Source organism: Mycobacterium sp. TY814 (assembly GCF_030755175.1).
Classification (GTDB): domain Bacteria; phylum Actinomycetota; class Actinomycetes; order Mycobacteriales; family Mycobacteriaceae; genus Mycobacterium.
Map to the genome: position 1 here is coordinate 205324 of NZ_JAUFRY010000003.1, position 22962 is coordinate 228285.

At 66.7% G+C, this 22962-nt stretch carries 19 protein-coding genes; 5 read left to right on the forward strand and 14 right to left on the reverse strand.

Going from position 1 to position 22962, the window contains the following annotated elements; all coding sequences use genetic code 11:
• Nucleotides 1-91: 91 nt before the first annotated feature.
• On the forward strand, nt 92-967 hold the full coding sequence (locus QXH22_RS22190) for a PE family protein (RefSeq protein ID WP_306245499.1): 876 nt from the start codon (nt 92-94) through the stop codon (nt 965-967).
• Nucleotides 968-974: 7 nt separating this feature from the next.
• On the opposite strand, the gene QXH22_RS22195 is transcribed toward QXH22_RS22190, so the two are convergent.
• Nucleotides 975-1436 (reverse strand): hypothetical protein, encoded by a 462-nt coding sequence (locus tag QXH22_RS22195; RefSeq protein ID WP_371934294.1) that lies wholly within the window; start codon nt 1434-1436, stop codon nt 975-977.
• A gap of 103 nt (nt 1437-1539) precedes the next feature.
• Nucleotides 1540-2439, reverse strand: a complete 900-nt coding sequence (mshB, locus tag QXH22_RS22200; protein WP_306245501.1) for an N-acetyl-1-D-myo-inositol-2-amino-2-deoxy-alpha-D-glucopyranoside deacetylase — start codon at nt 2437-2439, stop codon at nt 1540-1542.
• An 84-nt stretch (nt 2440-2523) separates the two neighbouring features.
• On the opposite strand from mshB, the gene QXH22_RS22205 reads away from it, so the two are divergent.
• On the forward strand, nt 2524-3138 hold the full coding sequence (locus QXH22_RS22205) for a TetR/AcrR family transcriptional regulator (RefSeq protein ID WP_306245502.1): 615 nt from the start codon (nt 2524-2526) through the stop codon (nt 3136-3138).
• A gap of 23 nt (nt 3139-3161) precedes the next feature.
• On the opposite strand, the gene QXH22_RS22210 is transcribed toward QXH22_RS22205, so the two are convergent.
• From QXH22_RS22210 to QXH22_RS22250, 9 genes are all read right to left on the reverse strand, one after another.
• Nucleotides 3162-4277: a PE family protein gene (locus tag QXH22_RS22210; RefSeq protein WP_306277027.1), complete on the reverse strand. Its 1116-nt coding sequence runs from the start codon at nt 4275-4277 to the stop codon at nt 3162-3164.
• Between the two features lie 235 nt (nt 4278-4512).
• Nucleotides 4513-6726 (reverse strand): PE family protein, encoded by a 2214-nt coding sequence (locus QXH22_RS22215; protein WP_306277028.1) that lies wholly within the window; start codon nt 6724-6726, stop codon nt 4513-4515.
• A gap of 226 nt (nt 6727-6952) precedes the next feature.
• Nucleotides 6953-8851, reverse strand: a complete 1899-nt coding sequence (locus QXH22_RS22220; protein ID WP_306246429.1) for an ABC transporter family substrate-binding protein — start codon at nt 8849-8851, stop codon at nt 6953-6955.
• 23 nt (nt 8852-8874) lie between these two features.
• Nucleotides 8875-10764: a translational GTPase TypA gene (gene typA / locus QXH22_RS22225; protein WP_306245507.1), complete on the reverse strand. Its 1890-nt coding sequence runs from the start codon at nt 10762-10764 to the stop codon at nt 8875-8877.
• A 70-nt stretch (nt 10765-10834) separates the two neighbouring features.
• Nucleotides 10835-11572 carry a respiratory nitrate reductase subunit gamma gene (gene narI / locus QXH22_RS22230; RefSeq protein WP_371934295.1) on the reverse strand — a complete coding sequence of 246 codons (738 nt, stop codon included), beginning with the start codon at nt 11570-11572 and terminating at the stop codon, nt 10835-10837.
• A gap of 6 nt (nt 11573-11578) precedes the next feature.
• A complete protein-coding gene (narJ, locus tag QXH22_RS22235) occupies nt 11579-12232 on the reverse strand; it encodes a nitrate reductase molybdenum cofactor assembly chaperone (RefSeq protein WP_306277029.1) in 654 nt (217 codons plus the stop codon).
• Entirely contained in the window at nt 12229-13851 is a 1623-nt protein-coding gene (gene narH / locus QXH22_RS22240) for a nitrate reductase subunit beta (RefSeq protein ID WP_306277030.1), read from the reverse strand. Before narH ends, narJ begins: the two co-directional genes overlap by 4 nt.
• Complete coding sequence (locus QXH22_RS22245; RefSeq protein ID WP_306277031.1) at nt 13852-17493, reverse strand: nitrate reductase subunit alpha; 3642 nt, start codon at nt 17491-17493, stop codon at nt 13852-13854. It abuts the gene before it with no gap.
• A 387-nt stretch (nt 17494-17880) separates the two neighbouring features.
• Entirely contained in the window at nt 17881-18264 is a 384-nt protein-coding gene (locus tag QXH22_RS22250) for a (deoxy)nucleoside triphosphate pyrophosphohydrolase (RefSeq protein WP_306245514.1), read from the reverse strand.
• A gap of 27 nt (nt 18265-18291) precedes the next feature.
• Here QXH22_RS22250 and QXH22_RS22255 point away from each other — a divergent pair, with 27 nt between their 5' ends.
• On the forward strand, nt 18292-18573 hold the full coding sequence (locus tag QXH22_RS22255) for a 4a-hydroxytetrahydrobiopterin dehydratase (protein ID WP_306245516.1): 282 nt from the start codon (nt 18292-18294) through the stop codon (nt 18571-18573).
• A 1-nt stretch (nt 18574) separates the two neighbouring features.
• Here the strand turns inward: QXH22_RS22255 and QXH22_RS22260 are convergent, their stop codons facing one another.
• Nucleotides 18575-19813 carry a mannosyltransferase gene (locus tag QXH22_RS22260; RefSeq protein WP_306277359.1) on the reverse strand — a complete coding sequence of 413 codons (1239 nt, stop codon included), beginning with the start codon at nt 19811-19813 and terminating at the stop codon, nt 18575-18577.
• 192 nt (nt 19814-20005) lie between these two features.
• On the opposite strand from QXH22_RS22260, the gene QXH22_RS22265 reads away from it, so the two are divergent.
• Together QXH22_RS22265 and QXH22_RS22270 are read left to right on the forward strand one after the other, a co-directional pair.
• Nucleotides 20006-20803, forward strand: a complete 798-nt coding sequence (locus QXH22_RS22265; RefSeq protein WP_306245518.1) for a hypothetical protein — start codon at nt 20006-20008, stop codon at nt 20801-20803.
• A gap of 52 nt (nt 20804-20855) precedes the next feature.
• Nucleotides 20856-22064 carry a hypothetical protein gene (locus QXH22_RS22270; protein ID WP_371934296.1) on the forward strand — a complete coding sequence of 403 codons (1209 nt, stop codon included), beginning with the start codon at nt 20856-20858 and terminating at the stop codon, nt 22062-22064.
• A 96-nt stretch (nt 22065-22160) separates the two neighbouring features.
• Here the strand turns inward: QXH22_RS22270 and QXH22_RS22275 are convergent, their stop codons facing one another.
• Complete coding sequence (locus QXH22_RS22275) at nt 22161-22307, reverse strand: hypothetical protein (RefSeq protein WP_063892814.1); 147 nt, start codon at nt 22305-22307, stop codon at nt 22161-22163.
• Nucleotides 22304-22915 carry an HhH-GPD-type base excision DNA repair protein gene (locus tag QXH22_RS22280; RefSeq protein WP_306245520.1) on the reverse strand — a complete coding sequence of 204 codons (612 nt, stop codon included), beginning with the start codon at nt 22913-22915 and terminating at the stop codon, nt 22304-22306. The genes QXH22_RS22275 and QXH22_RS22280 overlap by 4 nt, the downstream gene beginning before the upstream one ends.
• Between the last annotated feature and the right edge of the window lie 47 nt (nt 22916-22962).

A 22962-nucleotide genomic window follows, 5' to 3' on the forward strand; every position in this document is an offset into this window, starting at 1 on the left:
CGGCGGCGATCGGGATAAAATCGGTACCTGTCCGCCCAGCCTGACCATGGCTGGGCATCGTCGACCCGGTATCGAATAGGAGGTGAGTGGGATGTCCTTCATGCACGCGGATCCGGAGGCGCTGAAGGCGGCCGCCTCCAGCATTGCCGGCATCGGCTCCGAGATCAGCTCGGCCAACGCGGCGGCGTCACTGCCCACCACCGGCGTGGTGGCCGCCGCCGCGGATCAGGTGTCCGCCCAGGTCGCGGCGCTCTTCTCGTCGCACGCACAGGGATACCAGCAGCTCAGCTCGCAGATTTCGGCGTTCCACGAGAAGTTCGTCCAGGCCCTGGGCACCAGCGCCGCGTCCTACGCCAACGCCGAGAGCAGCGCGGCACAGACCCTGGCCAATGCGGTCAATGCCCCGGCTCAGCAACTGCTGGGACACCCGTTGACCGGGCCGGCAGCGCCGAGTCTGGCCGCGGCGGCCGCCCGGGCGGCGACGCAGGTGCAGGGCGTGTTGCAGGGCGTCGGGGCCGGCAACCTGCTGGGCGCGCTGGGCCTGACCCCGACCGGCGGTATCGGCAGCGTGGCCGCCACCAGCGCGCTGCTGGGTCCGATGGCCGCGCAGGCGGCACCGGCGGCGGTGATACCCGTGTCGTGGGCTACGGCCATCGAGAACTTCTACAACTTCGTCGAGCCGTACGTGGCGTACGGCTTCAACCTGGCCTCCTACCTGGTCGGCTGGTTGCCGTACGTGGGGATTCTGGCGCCGCAGATCAATTTCTTCTACTACCTCTTCGAGCCGATGGTCCAGGCCGCCCTGTTCAACTCGCTGGATTGGCTGAGTGGAACGATCAGCTTCAGCCAGGGCCTGGCCAACTTCTGGTCGGTCACGTCGGCGTCGATCAACCAGTTCATCAATACCGAGATCTACTGGTTCCTCAGCTTCTTCCCGCCGCTGCCACCGTTCCCGCCGCTGCCGTAACTCCGGCTCACGGATGGGCCCGGCGGCGCCACAGCACCCACACCGGGGGCACCACGCCGAGCACGATCAGCACCAGGGCCGCGTAGGCCATCACACCCTGGCCCCCCAGGATGATGTCGCCGCCGGGACCACCCAGGCTCGCTACGGCCACGGTGAGCAGCCAGGTCCACAGCGGGAGCGCGGCCATTCTCGGTGAGGTGGTCCATCGGCTCGCGGCCCACACCAGGGCGGCGTTGACCAGTCCACTGATCAACGCGCTGATCGGGAAGGGAACTGAGCCGATATAGGAGGGCAGGAGCAACGCCCCGGCCAGCGCGGAGAGCACCCCATCGACGGCCAGCAGCGCCAGGACAACAAAACGTATCGCCGGATCTGTCGCGCCGGTCTCCTCACTCAAGACGGCGCGTGGCTGGGTGTCGGTCAGGTTGGGACGCTGTCGATCTGCGAGGCGATGGAACCGAGTACCCACTGCAGGCTGTCGAGTCGGTCCTGCCAGTGCTGCAAGTTAGGGTCCAGATCGGGGTCCATGCGCGTTCCTTCCTCTTCCTTTTCGAGGCGGCCTGAGCTAAAGCCTAGTTGTCAGACCCGGTGATGCCCAGACCGGCAAGCAAATCCGTTTCCCACCCGCGTTCGTCGCGCTCCCCCGCCGCACCCGCGACGAGAATGTAGTGCTCGTGCGAGAGGATAGGCAGGGCAAGGTTATTCGACAGTGCGCAGGCCCGCCCGGTTGCGCCGACAGTGAGCTGGGTGGCGTGCGCGGCGAGCGCGGCGACCTTGGCTGCGTGCGCGTCCGCACCGGCCTCCACCACGGCGTTGATGTCCTCGTCGGGGAAGGTGAAGGGAATGTCCTCGGGCGGCAGTGTCCACTCGGGTCGCAGGTCTTCGGGGACGAGTGCCCGCAGGCCGGCGGCAATCGCGTTACGGGCCAGGACCGTCCAGTAGAACTTCGGCACCGGCCACGGGTCGCCGGGGAAGTCCTCCGCGTGGCCGGCCGCGGCCACGGCCGAGGTGGTGATCGCGTGAGTGCGGATGTGGTCCGGATGGCCGTAGCCGCCGTTGGGGTCGTACGTCACCACCACGTGCGGGCGCAGCTCACGGATCAGCGCGACCAGGGCGCCGACGGCTTCCCGCTCGTCGGCGTCGACGAATCGGCGCGGGCTGCGCGGCTCGGTGCCGGCCATGCCGGAATCGCGCCACCGTCCCGCACCACCGAGATACACAGGGCCACGGACGCCCAGCGCGTGCAGCGCGCGGCTGAGTTCGCTGATGCGGTAGCCACCGAGTTGGTCGGCATGGTCGACGGCGAGTTGCGCCCACCGGTCCCCGACCACCTCACCCTCCTCACCCAGGGTGCAGGTCACTACGTGCACCTGCGCTCCGCGCGCGGTGTAATGCGCGATGGTGGCGCCGTTGGCCAGGCTTTCGTCGTCAGGATGTGCATGAACGAACAGCAGCCGCGGCGTCTCAGGCATGGACGAACCCTACCGCCGACTGGTCGTCAAGCCGAAAAACCGCCTTCGGCAGCCGATAGGAACGCTTACGGCTACTATCGACCAATGCCGCAGGGGACCAAGACCACACCCGGCGCCGGCCGCAGCCGGCGGCGCGGCGAAGTGCTCGAACGGGCGCTCTACTCGGCGACTTTGGCCGAGCTGGCCGCGGTCGGGTACGGCGGTCTGACCATGGAGGGCATTGCGGCACGCGCACACACGGGCAAAGCAGCCCTGTACCGGCGCTGGGCCAGCAAGCATGACCTCGTGCAGGCCGCCATGACACACAACGTGCCGCCACTACCGGAGCCACGCCCCAGCCGGTCGACCCGGGAGAACCTGCTGGCGGTTTTCACCGCCCATCGTGATGTGTTGGCGGGCAAGACGGATTTCCCCGGTCTCGAGATCATCAGTCAGCTGATTCACGAGCCCGAACTGCGCGCGATCTTTGTCGATGCGGTGGTGGTCCCGCGCGTGAAGATCGTCGAGTCGATTCTGCAGACCGCGGTTCACGACGGTGACATCGATGCGGCGACGATTACCCCACTGACCGCGCGGATCGGGTCGGCCCTGATCAACCAGCACTTCATGCTGACCGGAACGCCGCCGACCCGCCGCGAACTGGCACTCATCGTCGATACCGTGATACCCCCGAAAGCCTCTGCAACGCGTGTGAATTGACATGCGCTGCCGAGTCAGGCGTCCTAGGTACCGGTGATCAGACCGGCCAGGTCCAGGCCGGCCGCCATGCTCTGATCGAAAGCACCCAGCAGGCCTCCGATCTGGCCACCGTTGAACGGCTGAGCCGCGGTACCGAGCAACAACCCCGAGTTGAAGTTCACCGGCACCTGCGCCCCGGAGAACAGGTTGAACGCCTGCTGACCGGCACCCAGCAACATGTTCCCGACATTGAAGCTGCGGTTGAGGAAGCCGTTCAACGCGCTGTCGGTGTGGAAAACCTGCTGCTCCCAGGCGACCTCGTTGGTCACCAGATTCTGGTTGAAGGTGGTCTCGCCGTTCACCAGATTGGTGTTGAAGTTGATCTGGGCCGTTTCGATCTGATGCAGGAAGCTGGCCGGCGAACCCAATAGCGACTGCGCGGGCGCGGGAAGCACGCTCAGCAGCGCCTGCCCGGGCGGACCTCCCACGAACAATCCGGCGAAGTTCGCACCGGCCGCCAGGGTTTGATCGAATGCGCCCAGCGGGCCACCGATGGCGCCACTGTTGAAAACCTGTGCGGCACTGCCGGTCAACAGGCTCGACGTGAAACTGGCCGGAACTTGAGCGCCCACAAGCGCATTGAATGCCTGCTCCCCGGTGCCCACTAACAGATTCCCGGCGTTGAAGCCACGATTGATCACGCCATTGAGCGCGGTGTCGCTGCCGAAAATGCTTCTTTCCAAGGCGAGTTCGTTGGCCACCAACGCGTTGTTGAACGACAGTTCGTTGGCCACCAGGTTCGAATTGAACGCTATCTGCGCCTGCTCCAGCTGCTGCATCGGAGACGTCGCCGCGGCAATCGCCTGCAGCGGTGACACATTGGCGGCTTCGGCGCCGGCGAAGGCAGCCCCTGCCGATCGCATGGTCTGTACGAACTGTTCGTGGAACCGCGCGGCCTGGGCGTTGAGAGTCTGGAAAGCCTGGCCATGTGCGCCGAAAAGTGCTGATATGGCTGCGGATATCTCGTCGGCGCCGGCCGGCAGCACCGATGTCGTCGCCGCGGCCGCGGACGATCCGGCCGCGCCGATCGACGAACCGATGCCGGCCAGATCGTTTGCCGCAGATGCCAGATACTCCGGCATGATGGTCAAAAAGGACATCGAACACCTCCCCGTTCCTGCGCGACGGCCTTCCCCGTTCGGCCGCCTGAATCGCCAGGATGTGCCGATCGTAAGCAGATCAGGATTCAGTGCTTAAGCGTTTACTATGAATAGAGCGGTTGCCGCGCCTAACAATTCGTGGCGCGGACATTTATTCGCATTACGCACCTTTCAACACCGATCGGCCCGCCACCACAGGTGACGGGCCGATCAGGGGATGTACTCAGCGCAGCTGCTATAGGTTCGTGTCGATATCTCCACCGATGGTGCCGCCGACCGTGCCGCCGATGGTACCGGTGCCGGTGAGGACGCCCGTCAGTGTGGCGTTGATGTTGGCGAGCAGGCTGGGCAGACCGCCGGTGAGCGTCACCTGGATCGGGGAGAAGAGACTGCTCAGCACCGCCGCGTCGAACAACCACTTCTGCTCGAACGCGCCGAGCAGGCCGCCTGCGGTGACGCCGCCGAAGACGTCGCCCGGAGCGGTGACCAGCAAGCTGCCTGTCAGGTCCACGGCCGGGGCGCCCAGCAGGGCATTGACGACTCCCTGCGGTGTACCGACCAGGAGCAGGTTCAGGCCGTTGAAAGCGTTGTTCACCGCCCCGTTGAGAGCACCGCCCGTCCCGAACACCATTGTCTGGAACAACTGCTCATTGGCCACCAGGTTGGCGTTGAACGCCAGCTGGCTGTCCACCAGTCCCTGCAGGCTGGCGGGGGTGAGGTTCAGCTGCGCCAGCAATGACGTGTCGAGCCCCGGCACACCGCCCACCGCCGTGTTCAGCGAAAGCAGCTGGTGGGCAACGCCGGTCAGACCACCACCGATCGGGAAGTCAGGCGCCTCCAGCGCGCCGTTGACGATCAAGCTACTGGTCAGGCCCGCCGCCGGCGCACCGATGACCGCATTGACCAGCTGCTCACCGGTGCCCACCAATAGGTTGCCCGCATTGACGGCATATCCCAGTGGCCCGGCCAGCGCCGGTGCCCCGAACAGCGCGACCTCGTTGGCGACAAGCGCTTCGTTGAAGGCGATTTCGTTGCTGACCAGCCCGCCCAGCATGCCGCTCTGCAGCTGCTCGAAGCCGGCCAGGCCCGTCGTCGGAAGCGCCGCCACAGCATTCACCAGGGCGGTGACGCCGGTGGTGTCGCCGTTGAAAGCTCCGCTCAGCGCGGCACTGACCTGCCCACCGAGCGCGGGCAGGCTGAGATTCAGGTTGGCCAGACCGGTACTGATGTTGCCGGCCAGCGTGGCGCCGGCTTGCGTCAAGGCGGCGAAGTTCGGCACCGCGAAGTTGAAGTCCGGCAACGCGAAGTTGAAGTTCGGCAATGCGAAGTTGAAGTTCGGCAACGCGAAGTTCGGCAGGGCGAAGTTGAAGTCCGGCAACGCGAAGTTCGGCAACGCGAAGTTGAAGTTCGGCAGCGCGAAGTTGAAGTTCGGCAGCACGAAGTTGCCCGACAGAGCCCCGTTGAGCGCGGCGCTGAGCTGTGTGCCCAACCCGGAGAAGCCGCCGGTGATATCGGCAACCAGCGCAGGCAGATTCGCGGTGAAACCGCCGGTCAGAGCGGGCAGGGTGATGTCGAAGCTCGGCAGCCCGGTCAGCGCGGCACTGAGGTTGGCTGCCAACGTGCCGCCGGTCTGGGCCAGGCCGGCCAGGCCAGAACTCAGGCTGGTCGCCAGCATCCCGCCAGTCTGGGCGAGACTGGTGAGACCGGCATTCACGTTGGCCGCGAAGGCATTACCCAGAGTGCTGAAATCAGGCAACCCGCCACTGAGGCTGCCCGACAGGGCAGCGTTGAGCTGAGCGCCCAGGCCGGACAGCGCGCCGCTGAAAGCGCCGGAGAACAGTCCGGGCCCGACATTGGCGTCAAGGGCACTGTTGATGACCAGACTGGTATTGAAGTTGGCCGGAACCTGTGCTCCGAGAAGCAAATTGACGGCCTGCTGACCGCCACCCACGAACGAGTTCGCAAAGTTCAAGCCGGTGTCGACAGCATTGGACACCGCGTTCCCGCCGCCGAAGAGAGCCTGCCGCAGCGCCACCTCGGTACCCACCAGCGACTGATTGAAGGACACCTGGGCATTGACGATGTTGGCGGTGAAACCGGCCCAGGCCTGGCCCAGCCCCTCAAACGACACGCTCGGGGCGGCCAGCCCGTTGACCAATGCCTGCACCGTATTCGCTTCTGCCGCAGCATAAGCGCCGGCACCCGCGGTCACGGCTTGCACGAAACGTTCATACGAGGCCGCGACCTGCGCGCTGACCTGTTGATACCCGGCTGCGTTCTCTGAGAACAGTGCGGCGATCTGCACCGACACCTCGTCGGCAGCCGCGGATAGCACGCCCGTTGTCGACGCAGCTGCTGTCGCATTGGCGGCGCCGAGCGCCGAACCGATACCGGACAGATCTGCGCCGAACGCCGACATTATTTGTGGCTCGACAAAAACGAATGACATGGACCGACCCCTCACCGCAAGATTGCTGGCTTACCCCGGCCCGATCAGGTGCCCTCTACCCCCGACCGAAGCGTATCGCGGGGGTTGACCGGAGCATGCGATTTTCAAACGTAGATTTTTGTAACAATTTGTTGCGCGCCCGATTGGCCGGTCTCCACTAAGGCGAGCACCATGCGAGCAGTTTCCAGATCGTGCCGAAATGATCTGTATGGCATGGATTTCGGGGTTATTGCCCGGTCTTCACCCACTGACCGGCATCGCCGACGATGCCGACCGGCACCGCTCCGGTCAGGCTGACGTTCTGCACGCTGGGTCCCGCTCCCACGATCGTGGTGTCCTGCAGGATCGGCAGCACGGTCGACATATTCCACAGGCGCGGCTCCACCGCGGTGATCACGTCGTTGATGTTCTTCGACCCGTTGAGGGCGGCGTCGATGTTCGATTCGACGCTGCGGTCGCAGATCCCGGTGAGGTTCGACGGTGCTTTGACCAGTGCACCGGGTTCGGGCTGGCGGCTGGGCGTCGTCGGCACAGACGTGGTGTCCGGTGCCGCCTGCGTCGTGGCGGCTGCGGATGTCGGGGACGTAGTAACGGTAGGAGCCGTCGGTGCCGGTACCTCGGTCGCCTGCAGTGCCGGGCATCCGAACCGAGAAGCCAAGGAGGTGGCCAGGTTTCCGCCGGCCTGGTGCCAACCCACCAACGCGTCCACCTGGTGGTTGTTCAGCGCGTCGCGGTAGAGCGTCACCGGATCCAGCGCCAGCACGCTCGCGGCGATACCGACGTTGCGAAGCTGGTCTGCGGCGGTATTGGCCACGGCCACCGACGTCGGGTCGTTGACCGCCACACCGATCACCAGCGATAACTGTTTGCCGTCCTTGCTGATTCGGCCCCGGATCACTTCCGGCGGTCCGGTGCTCACCGGCGCGGTCGTGGAATTGGGTGCCGGGGAAACCGATGTGCTGCTTTCGATCTGGAAGCCGGCGGCCTCAAGCAGGCCCATGGCGGCGGTGGTGCTCATGGCGGGCGGCGCGGTGGGCACATAGCCGGGGTCACTGGGCGAGCGGATCTGCGCCTGGGCCAGGGTGACGGTGTTGTCGCTACCGGCCCCTACCGCGGCGAGCAGGTCGACGTCGACCAACCCCAGGATCGCCTTGCGGACCTGCGAGTCGGCCAGTTTCGGCTCGTTCGCCCGCAGCGTCAACTGCATCACGCGGGGCGTCACGATGCGGGCGGTCCGCACATCGGGGATCGCCGACAGCTGAGCGAACGCGGCCGAACCCCCGTGCACCTGAGCCACCTGGGTGTCGCCGTTGCGCACCGAGTCGGCCAGCGCTGCTGGAGCGCCGGCCCGCCGGAACTGGATGAGCGCCGGCTTGGCGGGCGGCCCCCAGTAACGATCGTTGCGGGCGATCAGGATCTCGTCGCGCTGCGGATCGATGTTCTCCACCCGGAACTGCCCTCCGGTAACCGGCAGGGCACGCGCCAACCCCGAGGAGAACCCGCCCGGCACGTCCTTGACGATGTGTGCCGGCAACAGATTGTTGAACAGTTCCCGCCACGCCGGGTACGGCTGCGCGAACGTGACAACGGCTTGCTTGCCACCCTCGAGCGACTGGACATTGGTAATGAGGTCATAGCCGGCCGGGTCCACCACCCCGGGCTGACTGACCATCTGCCGCCACAGATACCAGAAGTCGTCCGCCGCGATCGGGGCGTTGTCGGTCCACTGCGCCTCGGGCCGGATCTTGTAGGTGACCGTGAACGGGTTCTCGCTCGTCACGTCCGCGGACACCAGCAAGGTGGGGTCCATCTCCCAGCGCGAACCCGTCGACGAATTGGGGTCGGGCACCGGACGGAACGCGCTGGGCAGCACCAGGGCGCTGATCGCCGCGTTCACCGGCGACAGGTCCGACAACAGGTGGGGGTTGAAACCGGCCCCGATCGAGTCGATACCCATGATGATCTGGCTGGGATGCTGCGGCGGCGGCGGCGTGTTGTGGGGCGTGTCCGTGCTCTGCGGCGCCGGCGGCGGGCTGACCGTGCACCCCGACAACACCAGCCCGATGGCCGCGACCAGCACGCCGATAGCCACCAGGACGTGGCGGGCTCGATGCAGCACGCCAATCAGGGTATCGACGCGCACGTGGCCTACCCGCGTGCCTTGGCGCGCGAGCGGCTGCGGGCGCGGGAGGTGGCGTCCAGCTCGACCTTGCGCACCCGGACGATCTCCGGGGTCACCTCGACGCACTCATCCTGCGCGCAGAACTCCATGGCCTGCTCGAGGTCGAGCTCGAGCGGCTTGGCCAGGGTCTCGATGACGTCGGCCGTCGACGACCTCATATTGGTGAGCTTCTTCTCCCGGGTGACATTGATGTCGAGATCTTCGGCCCGTGGATTGATTCCGACGACCATGCCCTCATAGGTGTCCTGGCCCGGTTCGACGAAGAACTGGCCACGGTCGGCGAGCTGAATCAGTGCGAAGGGGGTGATGACGCCGGCGCGGTCGGACACCAGTGAGCCGGTGTGACGGGCCCGGATCTCACCGGCCCACGGGCGGTAGCCGTCAAACACCGCGTTGGCGATGCCGGTGCCGCGCGTCAGGGTGAGGAAGTCGGTGCGGAAGCCGATCAGGCCACGGCTGGGCACGATGAAGTCCATCCGGACCCAACCGGCGGCGTGGTTGGTCATCTCCTCCATGCGCCCCTTGCGGGCGGCCATCAGCTGAGTGATCGCGCCGACGAACTCCTCGGGGCAGTCGATGGTCATCGCCTCGTACGGCTCGTGCAGCTTGCCGTCGATGGTCCGGGTGACCACCTGCGGCTTGCCGACCGTCAGCTCGAATCCTTCGCGACGCATCGTCTCGACCAGCACGGCCAGCGCCAGCTCGCCGCGACCCTGCACCTCCCAGGCGTCGGGCCGGCCGATGTCGACGACCCGGATCGACACGTTGCCGACCAGTTCGGCGTCCAGCCGGTTGCGGACCATGCGTGCGGTCAGCTTGTGCCCGGAGACCTTGCCGGCCAGCGGGGAGGTATTGGTGCCGATGGTGACCGAGATGGCTGGTTCGTCGACGTGGATCCGCGGCAGGGCGTGGGCATGGTCTGGGTCGGCCAGGGTGTCGCCGATCATGATCTCGGGCAGCCCGGCGACGGCCACGATATCGCCTGCCACGGCCTCGTCGGTGGGGCTGCGCTCGACACCTTCGGTGGCCAGCAACTCGGTGATCTTGGCATTGGTGATGACGGGCACTCCGTCCACCTCGCGCATCCACGCCACCTGCTGGCCCTTGCGCAGCTTGCCGTTATAGATGCGGATCAGGGCGAGTCGGCCGAGGAAGGCCGATGCGTCGAGGTTGGTGACCAGCGCCTGCAACGGCGCCTCCTGGTCACCTGAGGGGGCCGGGATGTGCTCCATCAGCACCTCGAAGAGCGGATCGAGGTTGTCGCCGGCCGGGGCCTCACCGTCGGCGGGCTGCTCGGTGCTGGCGATGCCGGCGCGCCCGGAGGCATACAGCGTCGGGAGGCCCAGCGCGTGCTCCGCCGCCGCAGCCGCTTCGGGGTCGAGGTCGGAGGCGACGTCGAGCAGCAGGTCGTGACTGGCGTCGACCACCTCGCCGATCCGGGCGTCGGGCCGGTCGGTCTTGTTGACGACGAGGATCACCGGCAGATGCGCCTGCAGCGCCTTGCGCAGCACGAACCGGGTCTGCGGCAACGGGCCCTCGGACGCGTCGACCAGCAACAGCACCCCGTCGACCATGGACAGACCGCGTTCCACTTCGCCGCCGAAGTCGGCGTGGCCGGGGGTGTCGATGACGTTGATCACGGTGAGCGTGCCGTCCGCGTTGTGACGGTGCACGGCCGTGTTCTTGGCCAGAATGGTGATTCCTTTTTCCTTCTCCAGGTCACCGCTGTCCATGATGCGTTCCTGGGTGTCGTCACCACGGTGGGTCAGCGCACCGGACTGCCGCAGCATCGCGTCGACCAGGGTTGTTTTGCCGTGGTCGACGTGGGCGACGATGGCGACATTGCGGAATGGCACGTCGGTGATTGTGGCAGCGGGGCCGGTTAATAGCGAACCGGGCAGGTCACCACCGGCCCGGCCGGCGTGCTCACCAGCCCCGTCGGCGCGGTGCCGCACCGACCAATTGGTGTTTCTCCGCCGTGTCTCGGCTGCGGTAGACGATGTAGGGCCGGAACAGATAGCCGATCGGCGCGCTGAACGCGTGCACCAGCCGGGTGAACGGCCACAGCGCGAACAGCAGCAGCGCGATGAGCACGTGGATCTGGTAGTACGCGGCCGCCTGCACCATCAGATCTCCGCGCGGGTCGAGTAGCCAGATCGACCGGAACCATATGGACACCCGCTGCCGGTAGTCGTGCAGTTCACCGAAGTGTGTGAGGCCCATCAGCGTGCAGCTCAAACCCGCCACCAGTGCGCACACCAGTACGAGGTACATCAGTTTGTCGTTGCGGGTGGTGGCCAGGGACACCGCCGCGCGGGTGCGCCGCCGATAGATCAGCAGCCCGATGCCCAGCAGGGTGGCGACGCCGGCCGGCACGCCGAGCAGCACCGCTTGCATGTGATAGAGGTGATCACTCATCCCGACCGCCCTGGTCCAGGACTCGGGAATGAACAGCCCCATCACGTGGCCCATGATCACCGCGAGGCTGCCGAAGTGGAACAACGGGTTGGCGATCGACAACAACCGCGACTCGTAAAGCTGCGACGAACGGGTGGTCCAGCCGAACTTGTCGTAGCGGTACCGCCACCAGGTGCCCACCACCGCGATGGAGAGCACCACATAGGGAATGTCGTCCCAGAAGATCTCCAGCAATTTCAGGTGCACCCGACGTCAGCCTCCCTCGGCGCGCCGGGGCGGCACGGTCAACGTAAACGGTTGCAGTCCAACGGATTCGACGGGCGGTCCGGCGGCGGCAAGCCGCCGCGCCCGGCTCGACTCCGCTTCGGTGCCGGCCGGCAGCGTCCCGCACACCGCCGCCACGGTGTCCGCATAAGGCGATCCGGCGTCGGCCAGCGCGCCGCGGAGCACCTCGATCGGGACACGGTGCTCGTGCAGCAGGCGGCGGCCGGTTTCGGCATCGACGGTGGCCGCGAACTCCAGCACCACGGGCAGGAAATCCGGCGCCTCCGAACGTGGCGGCTCGACGCCGGCCTGCCGGTATGCCGTTGCAAATGCCAGCATCTCGCGGCCGCGGTTGCGGGTGTCCCCCGCTGTCCAGTAGGTGAGGTACATGGTGGCCCGCCGCCCCATGTCGAACGTTTCGACGTAATGCGCCGCGGCGGCCATTGTCGAGCGGGAACGCAACGCAGCGGCTGTCCGGCCCAGCAGCGCCGCCGCGGTGCCGCTGAGATGACTCAGCAGCTCGTCGACCATCTCCAGCCGCGCTGGGTCATCGGGATAGGCCAGCAGCAGGGAGGCCCCCTGCCACACCAGGCGGTCTCGCATGGTGTCGGCGGACGCGCGGGCACGGGACAGCAGCTTCATCGGTGGACCGGCCCGGCTTCCGGGAACAAGCTCTCGGGCCTGCCTCTGCCGTCCCAGTTCAGCAGGTTTGTCTGTCGCCGCCGCAGCGCGTGGAAGGTCTCCACGGCGACCGGGACAGGGTGGCCGCTGCCCTCGCCGAACGGACCTGACTCATACATTCCCGGTCCGCCGTCGAACGACAGCGAACATCCCATCTCATCGGATGCGGCGCCCGGGTGCAGATCTGGCGCGTATGCCGTCGGAATCACATACCGCTCTTCGTATTTCGCGATGGCGAGCAGGCGGTACATGTCGTAGATCTGCTCTTCTGTCATCCCTACCGCATGGGCGATATGCGGCTGGGTCTGACGGCCCAGATTGACGTCACGCATGTATGAGCGCATCGCCGCCAGCCGCCGCAACACGCCGGCGACCACCTGCGTGTCACCGGCGGTGAACAGCTCCGCCAGGTACTCAATGGGGATGCGCAGTGCGTCCAGGGCACCGAACAAGTTGCCCAGATCCTCGCCATCGTGACCGTCGTGGCTGACCGCGTCGACCACCGGGGACAGCGGCGGGATGTACCACACCATCGGCATCGTCCGGTATTCCGGGTGAAGGGGGAGCGCGACTTTGAAGGTGTTGATCAGCGCGTACACCGGCGAGCGCTGCGCGGCCTCGATCCACTCCTGCGAGATGCCCTGCGCTCGGGCACCGGCGACAACCTCGGGATCGCCGGGGTCCAGGATGATGCGGCGCTGCGCTTCATAGAGGTCGGTGTCGCTTCGCACCGACGCCGCCTCGAGCACCCGGTCGGCGTCGTAGAACACCAGACCGAGGTAGCGCAACCGGCCCACACACGTTTCCGAGCACACCGTCGGCAATCCGACCTCGATGCGCGGGTAGCACAGCGTGCACTTCTCGGCCTTGCCCGTCTGGTGATTGAAATACACCTTCTTGTAGGGACATCCGGACACACACATGCGCCAGCCTCGGCAGCGGTCCTGGTCGACCAGGACGATGCCGTCCTCGGTCCGCTTGTACATCGCACCGGACGGACAGGACGCCACGCATGACGGGTTCAGACAGTGCTCGCAGATCCGCGGCAGGTAGAACATGAAGGTCTCTTCGAGCTTGAGTTTGACCTCTTGGTTGACCTTTTTCAGGATGGGGTCGTCCGGCACGATCTCCGTTGAGCCGGCCAGGTTGTCGTCCCAGTTCGAACCCCAGGAGACCTTCAAAGGCTGACCGGTGAGCGCGCTGCGCGGGGCGGCGGTGGGAAAGGTGTCCCCCGCCGGCGCCCGGGTCAAATTCTCGTAGTCGTAGGTCCAGGGCTCGTAGTAGTCGGTGATGGTGGGCAGGGTGGGGTTGGCGAAGATGCGCAGCAGTTTCTGGAATCGGCCGCCGTCGCGCAATCTCAGCCGCCCCTTGCTGTCACGCAGCCACCCACCACGCCAGCGGTCCTGGTCTTCGTAGGTGCGCGGATAACCCACTCCCGGGCGGGTTTCCACGTTGTTGAACCACACGTACTCGGTGCCCGGACGGTTGGTCCAGGCCTGCTTGCACGTCACAGAACAGGTATGGCAGCCAATGCATTTGTCGAGGTTCATCACCATCGCCAGCTGCGCCATGACTCTCATCTAGTAGGTCACCTCCTGGCTGCGGCGGCGCACCATCGTCACCTCGTCACGCTGATTGCCGGTGGGCCCCAGATAGTTGAACCCGAACGTGTGCTGGCCATAACCACCGGCCAGGTGGCTGGGCTTGATCCGCACCCGGGTCAGCGCGTTGTGGTTGCCACCACGCTTGTTGTTGGTCTCGGTTCGTGGCGTATCGACGGTGCGCTCCTGCACGTGGTAGACGAACACCACACCGTCTGGCATCCGGTGGGACACGATCGCGCGGCACACGAAGATGCCGTTGGCGTTGACCGCCTCGACCCAATCGTTGTCGCGCACTTCTATTTTCGCGGCATCACCGGGACTAATCCACATGGTTGGACCGCCCCGGGACAGGGAAAGCATGTACAGGTTGTCCTGATATGTGGAGTGAAACGACCACTTCGAATGGGGCGTCAGATAGCGCACGGTAAGCCCGATCCCGTCACCCCCGAGCTGAGGCTGATTGAACAACCGCGCCATATCGAGCGGCGGCCGGTAGACGGGCAACTGCTCGCCGAGTTCCTCCACCCAGTCGTGGGCGAGGTAGAAATGCATTCGCCCGGTCAGCGTATGGAACGGCTTGAGGTGTTCGATGTTGATCGTGAACGGCGCGTAGCGACGTCCACCGGTCTCGCTGCCGGACCATTCCGGGCTGGTGATCACCGGCACCGGACGGGCTTGGGTGTCCGCGTAGCTGATGCGTTTGTCCTCGCTGCCCTCAGCCAGTTGCGCCAGCCGTTGCCCGGTGCGCTTTTCCAGTTCCAGGAAACCTTCCACCGCGAGTCGGCCGTTGCACGTTCCCGACAGAGCGAGAATGGCGTCTGCCATCCGGTGGGCGCTGGTCAGCGCCGGGCGCCCAGCTGCGACACCGGAATTCATCACCCCGAACTTGGCGGCCAGCTCGCTGCACTCACGGACCGGGTAGACCGTACTGCCCTTGACCGTCGTGCCGAACGTCTCGATCAGCGGCCCCAACGTCACCCATTTGTCGTAGGTGGCCCCATAGTCACGCTCCACCACGGTGAGCCTGCCCATGGTGCTGCCCGGCACCGGAACCTCGCCGGTACTCAGCCAATCACGCTGCGCGCCTTCCGGATACGCCATCGCGTCCGGACTGTCGTGTTGCAGAGCGGTCATCACCACATCGGTGCGCGTACCCAGATGTTGTGTGGCCAGCACACTGAAGGCGCGTGCAATCGCTGCGAATGCGTCGTAGTCCGAACGGGTTTCCCACGGTGGGTCGATCGCCGGACTGAACGCGTGCACATACGGGTGCATATCCGTGCTGGACAGGTCATGCTTCTCGTACCAGGTCGCCGCGGGCAGCACCACGTCGGACACCAGCGTCGTCGACGTCATCCGGAAGTCGATCGACATCATCAGATCCAGCTTGCCCTCGGGCACGCCGGCACCGGGCGCCTCGGCCTGCACGTTGGAGTCGGTGCCCAGCAGATGCCGCAGGAAGTACTCCCCACCCTTGCCCGACGAGCCGATCAGGTTCGCGCGCCACACGGTGAGCACCCGCGGCCAGTTGGCGGGGTTGTCCGGATCGCCGGCCGCCAGGTTCAGGGTCCCCCCGCTCAGTTGTTCGGCGACGAACTCAGCGATATCGCGGCCGTCCGCCTTCGCCTCATCGGCGACGTCGAGACTGGACCGATCGAATTGCGGGTAGAACGGGCTCCATCCCATCGCCGCCGCCGATTTGAGCAGATCCATGGTGTGCCTGCCGTCGAAGCGCCCGCGTCCCACCGGACTGGCCAACTTGTCGGCCGAGTACTCGTCGTAGCGCCACTGGTCGGTGTGGGCGTACCAGTACGAGGCGCCGGGAACCTGCCGCGGCGGCCGCACCCAGTCACCGGCGTTGGCCATGGTCTGCCACCCCGTCAGTGGCCGGACCTTCTCCTGGCCGACGTAGTGGGCCCAGCCGCCACCGTTGCGCCCCATCGATCCGGTCAGCATCAAAAGCGCCAGCACCGCGCGGTACATCACGTCGCTGTGGAACCAGTGACAGATCCCTCCGCCCATGATCACCATCGATCGCCCGCCGGATTCCGCTGCGTTGCGGGCGAATTCCCGGGCGACGCGGACGGCCTGCACGGCCGGAACCCCGGTGATGGCCTCCTGCCAGGCGGGGGTGTTCGGCCGGGCGGGATCGTCGAAGCCGGTCGGCCAGTCGCCGGGAAGGCCCCCGCGGGAGACGCCATAGTGGGCCAGCATCAAGTCGAACACGGTGCACACCAGATGCGTGCCGACACGGCGCACCGGCACCCCTCGCGACACCGTCTCACCGTGACCGTCGACGGTGTCGAAACTGGGCAGGTCCACCAGGACGGCCCCGTCGCCACCGTCGACGCTCAGCGCCGGTATCACCGCGCCCAGGTCCAGGTTCCACTTCCCGACGCAATCCTCGCCGAAGCGGAAACCCAGCGACCCGTGCGGTATCACCACGCGTCCGGTGACCTCGTCGAGCAGCGCCGGCTTGAAGACCGCGTTCTCGACTTCCCGGCCGATGTCGGCAGCGGTGAGGAACTTCCCGGGCACAAACGTGTCGTCCCGCTGCTCGAGCTTGATCAGAAACGGCAGATCGGTGAAGCGCCGCACGTAGTCGGTGAAGAACGGAACCTGCTTCGTGACAAAGCATTCGGTGAGAATGACGTGTCCCATCGCCATGGCCAGTGCCGCGTCGGTACCGGCGGCGCAGCGTATCCACTCGTCGGCGAACTTGGTGTTGTCGGCGTAGTCGGGGCTGACCACCACCACCTTGGTCCCGCGATAACGCACCTCGGCCATCCAGTGCGCGTCGGGAGTGCGGGTGATCGGCACGTTGGAACCCCACATCACCAAATACGAGGCGTCCCACCAGTCTCCGGACTCCGGCACGTCGGTCTGGTCGCCGAAGACCTGCGGAGATGCCACCGGAAGGTCGGCGTACCAATCGTAGAACGAGGTCATCACGCCGCCGATCAGCTCGATGAACCGCGATCCGGCGGCATGGCTGACCATGGACATGGCAGGTATCGGTGAGAATCCCGCGATTCGGTCCGGGCCGTAGGTCTTGATCGTGTGAACGTGCGCGGCGGCGATCATCTCCGTCGCCTCAGCCCAGCTCACCCGGATCAAACCGCCTTTGCCCCTGGCTTTTTGGTAGCGACGGCGCCGCTCGGAGTCGGCCTGAATGTCTGCCCACGCCAGCACAGGGTCACCGAGCCGTGCCTTGGCCTCCCGGAACATCTCCACCAGCACGGCGCGGGCATACGGATAGCGCACCCGCGTCGGCGAATAGCTGTACCAGGAAAAGGACGCACCCCGGGGACATCCGCGCGGCTCGTATTCGGGACGGTCCGGGCCCACCGACGGATAGTCGGTCTGCTGCGTTTCCCAGGTGATGATCCCGTCCTTGACGTAGATCTTCCAAGAACATGACCCGGTGCAGTTGACCCCGTGGGTGGACCGGACGACCTTGTCGTGGCTCCATCGATCGCGGTAGAACACATCGCCTTCGCGCCCCCCGCGGCGGGTGACGGTGCGCAGGTCCGCGGAGAACTCCCCGGGTGTGAAGAATCGCCCGCTGCGCTCCAGGATTTCCTCGAGGTGCCCACCGATATGTGGCGTGGCAGTCAAGAGATTCAGGCCTCCTACTCACTCGCGGCGCGCCGCCGGGTGTGAACCGGCCGGGGCGGCCGGCAATTCCAAACCAGGGGTAGGTCAGGGTCCTTCAATCCCCAGTTGACGACGCGTACCTTCCGAGACGCTGTGCGTTCACCGAAATGCGGCTGTGAGTAGGCATCAAAGTTGCTGTGTGCGTCTTCGATCGGCGGTCTCGTTACCGCCGTGGCGTTCGGCCCCCGCATCGCATGGTCGGCAATGCCCCGACCCGATCGAGCAGCGCACACCCGCCGCGGCTGCCGGCCCAATGGCCAGGATTTCGCGGTAGCCTAAAAGCGTTGTCATCCAATCGAATCGGCCAGGCCACGGGTCTGCAACTGCGAGGTGCTCGACGACGGCTCGTCAGAGCGCAGCCGCCAGATCGGGGAGCCACGCGCGATCGGCCGGTACCCAGTCGACGTCATCGAGCTCGGCGGCCGTCACCCAGCGCAAGGCCTGGTGATCGCGCGGGTGCGGTTCGCCGCTCACCAGGCGGACCCGATAGGCCCGCAGGGTGATGGCCTCACCCAGAAGAACGTCACCGCCGAGGCGCTCCCCAACGGTGGTGTCGATTCCGAGTTCTTCAGCCAGCTCGCGGGCCAGCGCAGCGGGCTCGGTTTCACCCTCGGCCACCTTTCCGCCCGGAAGTTCCCAGCAGCCGGCCAACTCCGGGGGCCGGATGCGTTGCGCCACCAGGACCGCGCCACCGCTGATGATGGCACCGGCGACGACGATCTGGGTCGGCATGGCCACTGACGGTATACCTTCGGAGTTATGGCTGTTCTCACCGATGAGCAAGTTGACGCCGCACTACCGGACGGTTGGGAGCGCGCCGATGGCGCGTTGCGCCGCTCAGTCAAATTCCCGGCATTCTTGGCCGGCATCGACGCCGTGCGCCGGGTGGGCGAGCACGCTGAAGAGCAGGATCACCATCCTGACATCGATATCCGTTGGCGGACCGTGACTTTCGTGTTGGTCACGCATTCCGAGGGTGGGATCACGCAGAAGGACCTCGATATGGCGGGTGAGATCAACGGGATCGTTGCCGCGGGGTAAATCAACGGGGCTCGGCGACACCCTCACGCCGGCGTGAACCCCGAGCCGTTCGCGTCGTAGCTACCCAACCCAGCGTCGCCAGCGCCGCGACCACATACACCGATCCGGCCCAGGCCAGGTACCACGGGCGGCTGATCACCCAGATGGTCGGCTGCTCGAAGCTCAGCAGCCAGGGCACGCCGATCACGGTGAGCACCAGCCAGCCCCAACCGAGCACTCGCGCTGCCAGACGCTCGCGCAGCGGTCCGTGAATCAGCCACACCATCAGCGGGACCAACCACACCCAGTGGTGCGTCCAGGAAATGGGTGAGAGCAGCAGGCCGAACAGTTCGACTACCAGCAGCCTGCCCAGAGCATCAGAGCTGTCCAGCGCACGCCATGCCAGCACGGCAACGACGGCCGTGACGACGAGCGCGGCCAGCACCAGCGGTCCGTATCCGGCGTCGTAGCCGACAATGCGCGAAATCGCGCCCCGCCAGGACTGGTTGAACGAGGTGGCGATCGGCCCCACCCGGTGCGCGTCGCCGAGCAGGTCGGTGAAGTAGTAGCGGGCCTGATCGCCGACCACGAACAGCGACACCCCGATCGTGAGCAGGAACACCGCCAGCGAGAACAGCGCTGCCGACCAGCGGCGCGCGCCAAGCAGATAGATGCCCGCGACAGCCGGGGTCAGCTTGACCGCGGCGGCCAGACCCACCAACGCCCCGGACAGCCACCATCGCGTCGTGTACACCGCCCACAGCACCGCGAGCACCAGGAACACGTTGATCTGCCCGTAGTCGAAGTTGCTGCGCAGCGGTTCGATCCAGATGCCAACCGCGGTCCACAACATCGCGGCCGGGCGGTCCGCGGCGGTGCCGATCAAGCGTTGACTGACTCGCACCACGCCGTACAGCGCCGCCACGATCGCGACGTGCCAGAGGAACGCCAGCACCCCGAACGGCACGAAGTGAAGCGGGTAGAGGAGCACCGCAGCAAACGGCGGATAGGTGAACGGCAGCGGGAAATCCGGGGTCTGGTCGGCGTAGACATAGCTGTACAGGGTGCCGGGATGATCCAGTGCCGCGGCACCGCCAACGTAAACGTGCAGGTCGACGAAGTTGGCCCCATTCGGCGCCAGATAAGTCCACGCGAACCGTGCGGCGATGCTGAGAACCAAAAGTGGCAGCGCCAACGTCTGCAGCAAGCTGCGACGGCGCCGGGGAGTTACTGCCGCATCGGCGGCCGAAGTCGTGTCTATCGGCCCGACTTTACCGACCCGGCAGCGCGCCGAGCCTTTTGTAACGGCGCGAACACGATTCCCAGGTCGCCGGTCACCGCCCTCACTCGTATCGGTAACGATCGCATAAATGCCACACGTGTCACTTGAGTCACTTCTGTACCAGGCTAGCTTCGGCTCTGGGACCAGTCATCGATCAACTCAGGGAGAGTCATGCCAACCATGTGGACTTACGTCCGAGCCGCCGCCGTCCTGGTCGGCTCATCCGCCGCGCTGCTGACCGGCGGCATCGCCCACGCCGACCCCGCGCCCGCTCCGGCCGAGACCAACATTCCTCAGCAGCTGATCGCCTCAGCGGCCAACGCTCCGCAGATTCTGCAGAATCTGGCGACCGCGCTGGGTGCCACCCCGCCGGCGCCTCAGGGGGTGCTTCGTTCACCTGACCCGGCGCCTGCCGCTCCGGGTGGGTTGAACCTGCCTTCCGTCCTGCCCGGTGCAACCGCTCCGGCTCCGGCGGCCGCCCCCGCGGCCACGCCGTCCATCCCCGGCGTGAACGCCCCGCTTCCCGGCCTCACCGCTCCCGCCGCCCCGGCCGCCCCGGCTGCGCCGGCGTCGGTTCCGTCGATCCCCGGCGTGAACGCACCGCTGCCCAGCCTGGCCGCACCGGCCGCTCCGGCCGCACCCGCCGCCCCGGCGTCGGTTCCGTCGATCCCCGGCGTGAACGCACCGCTGCCGGGTCTGACCGCGCCGGCAGCTCCGGCGGCACCCGCTCCCGCGTCGCTTCCGATCCCGGGAGTCACCACCCCGATCCCGGGTGTCACGGCTCCTGCCGCTCCTGCCGCGCCCGCTGTGCCCGCGACGCCTGCCTCGTCGTTGCCTGGTTTGGCGACCGCGATTCCGGGGCTCGCCCAAGCCGCGTTGCCGGCTATCACCTCAGGTATTCCGGGTCTCGCGGGTGCCGGTGCTCCCGGCGCGAGCGGTCCGCAGACCCTGCTCGCCGCACTGCCCTGAGTCCGGTAATCACCGACGGCTGACCTACTACCAACAACCGGGAGAAAACACCGTGGCAAGCACTTGGAGTCTGTCCAAAGGTTTGGCCGCAGTCGTCGTCACTTCGGCTGCCGCGCTCATGCTCACCCCGAGCGCGGCAGCCGACCCGGCGCCGACGCCGCCCAACCCCGCTCAACAGCTACCGGGGCTGCCGGCGTTGACCGAGTTGAGTCCGATAATCCAGCAGGCAGCCGGTAATCCGGCGCAGGCGACGCAGCTGCTCATGGCCGCGGCGCAGGCTTTCACCCACAATCCGACCGCTCCCAGCGAGGCCAAGAACGTCGCCGCGTCGGTCAACCAGTTCGTCGCCGACCCGGGCGGTAGCCCGCACTTGAGCACCCAGGTGCCGCCCGGCGGCACTCCGCCCGAGGGCGCGCCGGTGCCGCATGTCCCGCCGCCCGGCGTCGAGCCCGGCTCGCTTCCGCATCTGCCGACGGGCGTCGACCCGCATCACGCGGCGGGTCCCGCACCCGAGGGCGACGTTCCCTCCGTGGTCAATCCCCGGCCGGTCGATCCGCCCCCTCCCGGCCCGGAACCGGCGCCCCGCGCGGTGCCCGCGCCCGCTGCCGCGCCGGCGGCGTTACCCGCACCTGCTCCGGCCGCTGCCCCCGCTCCTGCTGCTGCTCCGGCCGCCGCGCCGGCACCGGCTCCGGCCGCTGCCCCCGCCCCAGCACCCGCACCAGCCGCCGCCCCCGCACCGGCTACTGCTCCGGCCGCCGCCCCGGCACCAGCACCCACACCAGCCGCCGCCCCCGCACCGGCACCTGCGCCCGGTGCGGCGCCCGCGGCCGCAGCTCCGGCTTTCGGTCCTGACGCGCCGCCCACCCAGGACTTCATGTACCCCTCGATCGGGACGAACTGCCTTGGAGACGGCACCAACGCCCTGGCAACAGCGCTTTCGGTGGCGGGACCGGCTCCGATCCCGACACCGGGACCAGGTCCCGGCCAGACCGCTTACGTGTTCACCGCGGTCGGTACCCCTGGGCCCGCGGACGTGCAGCGTCTGCCGCTGAATGTCACGTGGGTCAACCTCACCACCGGGAAGTCAGGCAGCGCCACGCTCAAGCCGCGCACCGATATCAACGGTGAGGGCCCCACGACGCTGACCGCGATCGTGGACACCGGCTCGGGCAGCATCATGTCGACGATCTTCGGGCAGGTCACCACCAAAGACCGTCAGTGCCAGTTCATGCCCACCATCGGCTCGACGGTGGTGCCTTAAAGGCATTGCGCTGCCGCACCGGCCCGCGAGCGTGCGCGGATGTACATCGGCCAGGGCGTGTCGTTGTACAAATGCGCACGCTCGCGGCGCGCGGCGTCAGTACGCCATGAACAGGATCGCGTCCCGGTCGTAGTCCAGACCCGGGTGCACGCTGGCGAGGTGGGCCTGAGTCAGCTCCACCAACTCGTCCTCATCCTTGCCGACGATGGCTTCGCCGCACGGACACGTTATGTGTGTCTTCACGTTGCCGCCTTTCCCTTCCCAGAGGCTTTCCCCGAGGCTTTCCCCGAGGCAGCAGCCTTCATCTGCTTCTTATACGACCGCACCTGACTCAGCGACTCGGCATCGACGATATCGGCAATCGACATGTGCGTGCCCGCCTTGCCGTACGCCCCCGCGGCGGCGCGCCAACCGGTGGGCGTCACGCCGTATTGCTTGCCGAGCAGCGCGAGGAAGATCTGCGCCTTCTGCTCGCCGAAGCCGGGCAGTGCCTTCAGCCGCCTCAGCAACTCCTTGCCGTCCGGGTCTCCGGCCGTCCACAGCGCCGCGGTGTCCCCGTCGTAGCGGTCGACGATAATCTGCGCAAGCGTCTGGATGCGCTTGGCCATTGACCCCGGAAAGCGGTGAATGGCAGGCTTTTCCGAGCAGAGCGCCGCAAACTTGTCCGGGTCGTGATCGGCGATCTCGGCGGCGTCGAATCCCCCCATCCGATCGGCGATCTTCTTGGGGCCGGCGAATGCCGTTTCCATGGGAACCTGCTGGTCAAGCAGCATCCCCACCAGCAACGCAAAGGGATTGGATTCCAGCAGCGCGTCGGCGGCCGGGTCTTGAACAAGCTGCAGTTTCGCCACGCAGCCAGTTTAGATCGGCGTGGCGGGCGGGCCTTCGGAGCGTCGCC

Coding starts and splice junctions, on each gene's coding strand:
- QXH22_RS22250 (WP_306245514.1), bottom strand. CDS start 18,264: ATGCCGACCCAGATCGTCGTCGCCGGTGCCATCATCAGCGGTGGCGCG.
- narJ (WP_306277029.1), bottom strand. CDS start 12,232: ATGAAGCTGCTGTCCCGTGCCCGCGCGTCCGCCGACACCATGCGAGAC.
- QXH22_RS22210 (WP_306277027.1), bottom strand. CDS start 4,277: ATGTCCTTTTTGACCATCATGCCGGAGTATCTGGCATCTGCGGCAAAC.
- QXH22_RS22205 (WP_306245502.1), top strand. CDS start 2,524: ATGCCGCAGGGGACCAAGACCACACCCGGCGCCGGCCGCAGCCGGCGG.
- QXH22_RS22190 (WP_306245499.1), top strand. CDS start 92: ATGTCCTTCATGCACGCGGATCCGGAGGCGCTGAAGGCGGCCGCCTCC.
- narH (WP_306277030.1), bottom strand. CDS start 13,851: ATGAGAGTCATGGCGCAGCTGGCGATGGTGATGAACCTCGACAAATGC.
- QXH22_RS22265 (WP_306245518.1), top strand. CDS start 20,006: ATGCCAACCATGTGGACTTACGTCCGAGCCGCCGCCGTCCTGGTCGGC.
- mshB (WP_306245501.1), bottom strand. CDS start 2,439: ATGCCTGAGACGCCGCGGCTGCTGTTCGTTCATGCACATCCTGACGAC.
- QXH22_RS22255 (WP_306245516.1), top strand. CDS start 18,292: ATGGCTGTTCTCACCGATGAGCAAGTTGACGCCGCACTACCGGACGGT.
- QXH22_RS22215 (WP_306277028.1), bottom strand. CDS start 6,726: ATGTCATTCGTTTTTGTCGAGCCACAAATAATGTCGGCGTTCGGCGCA.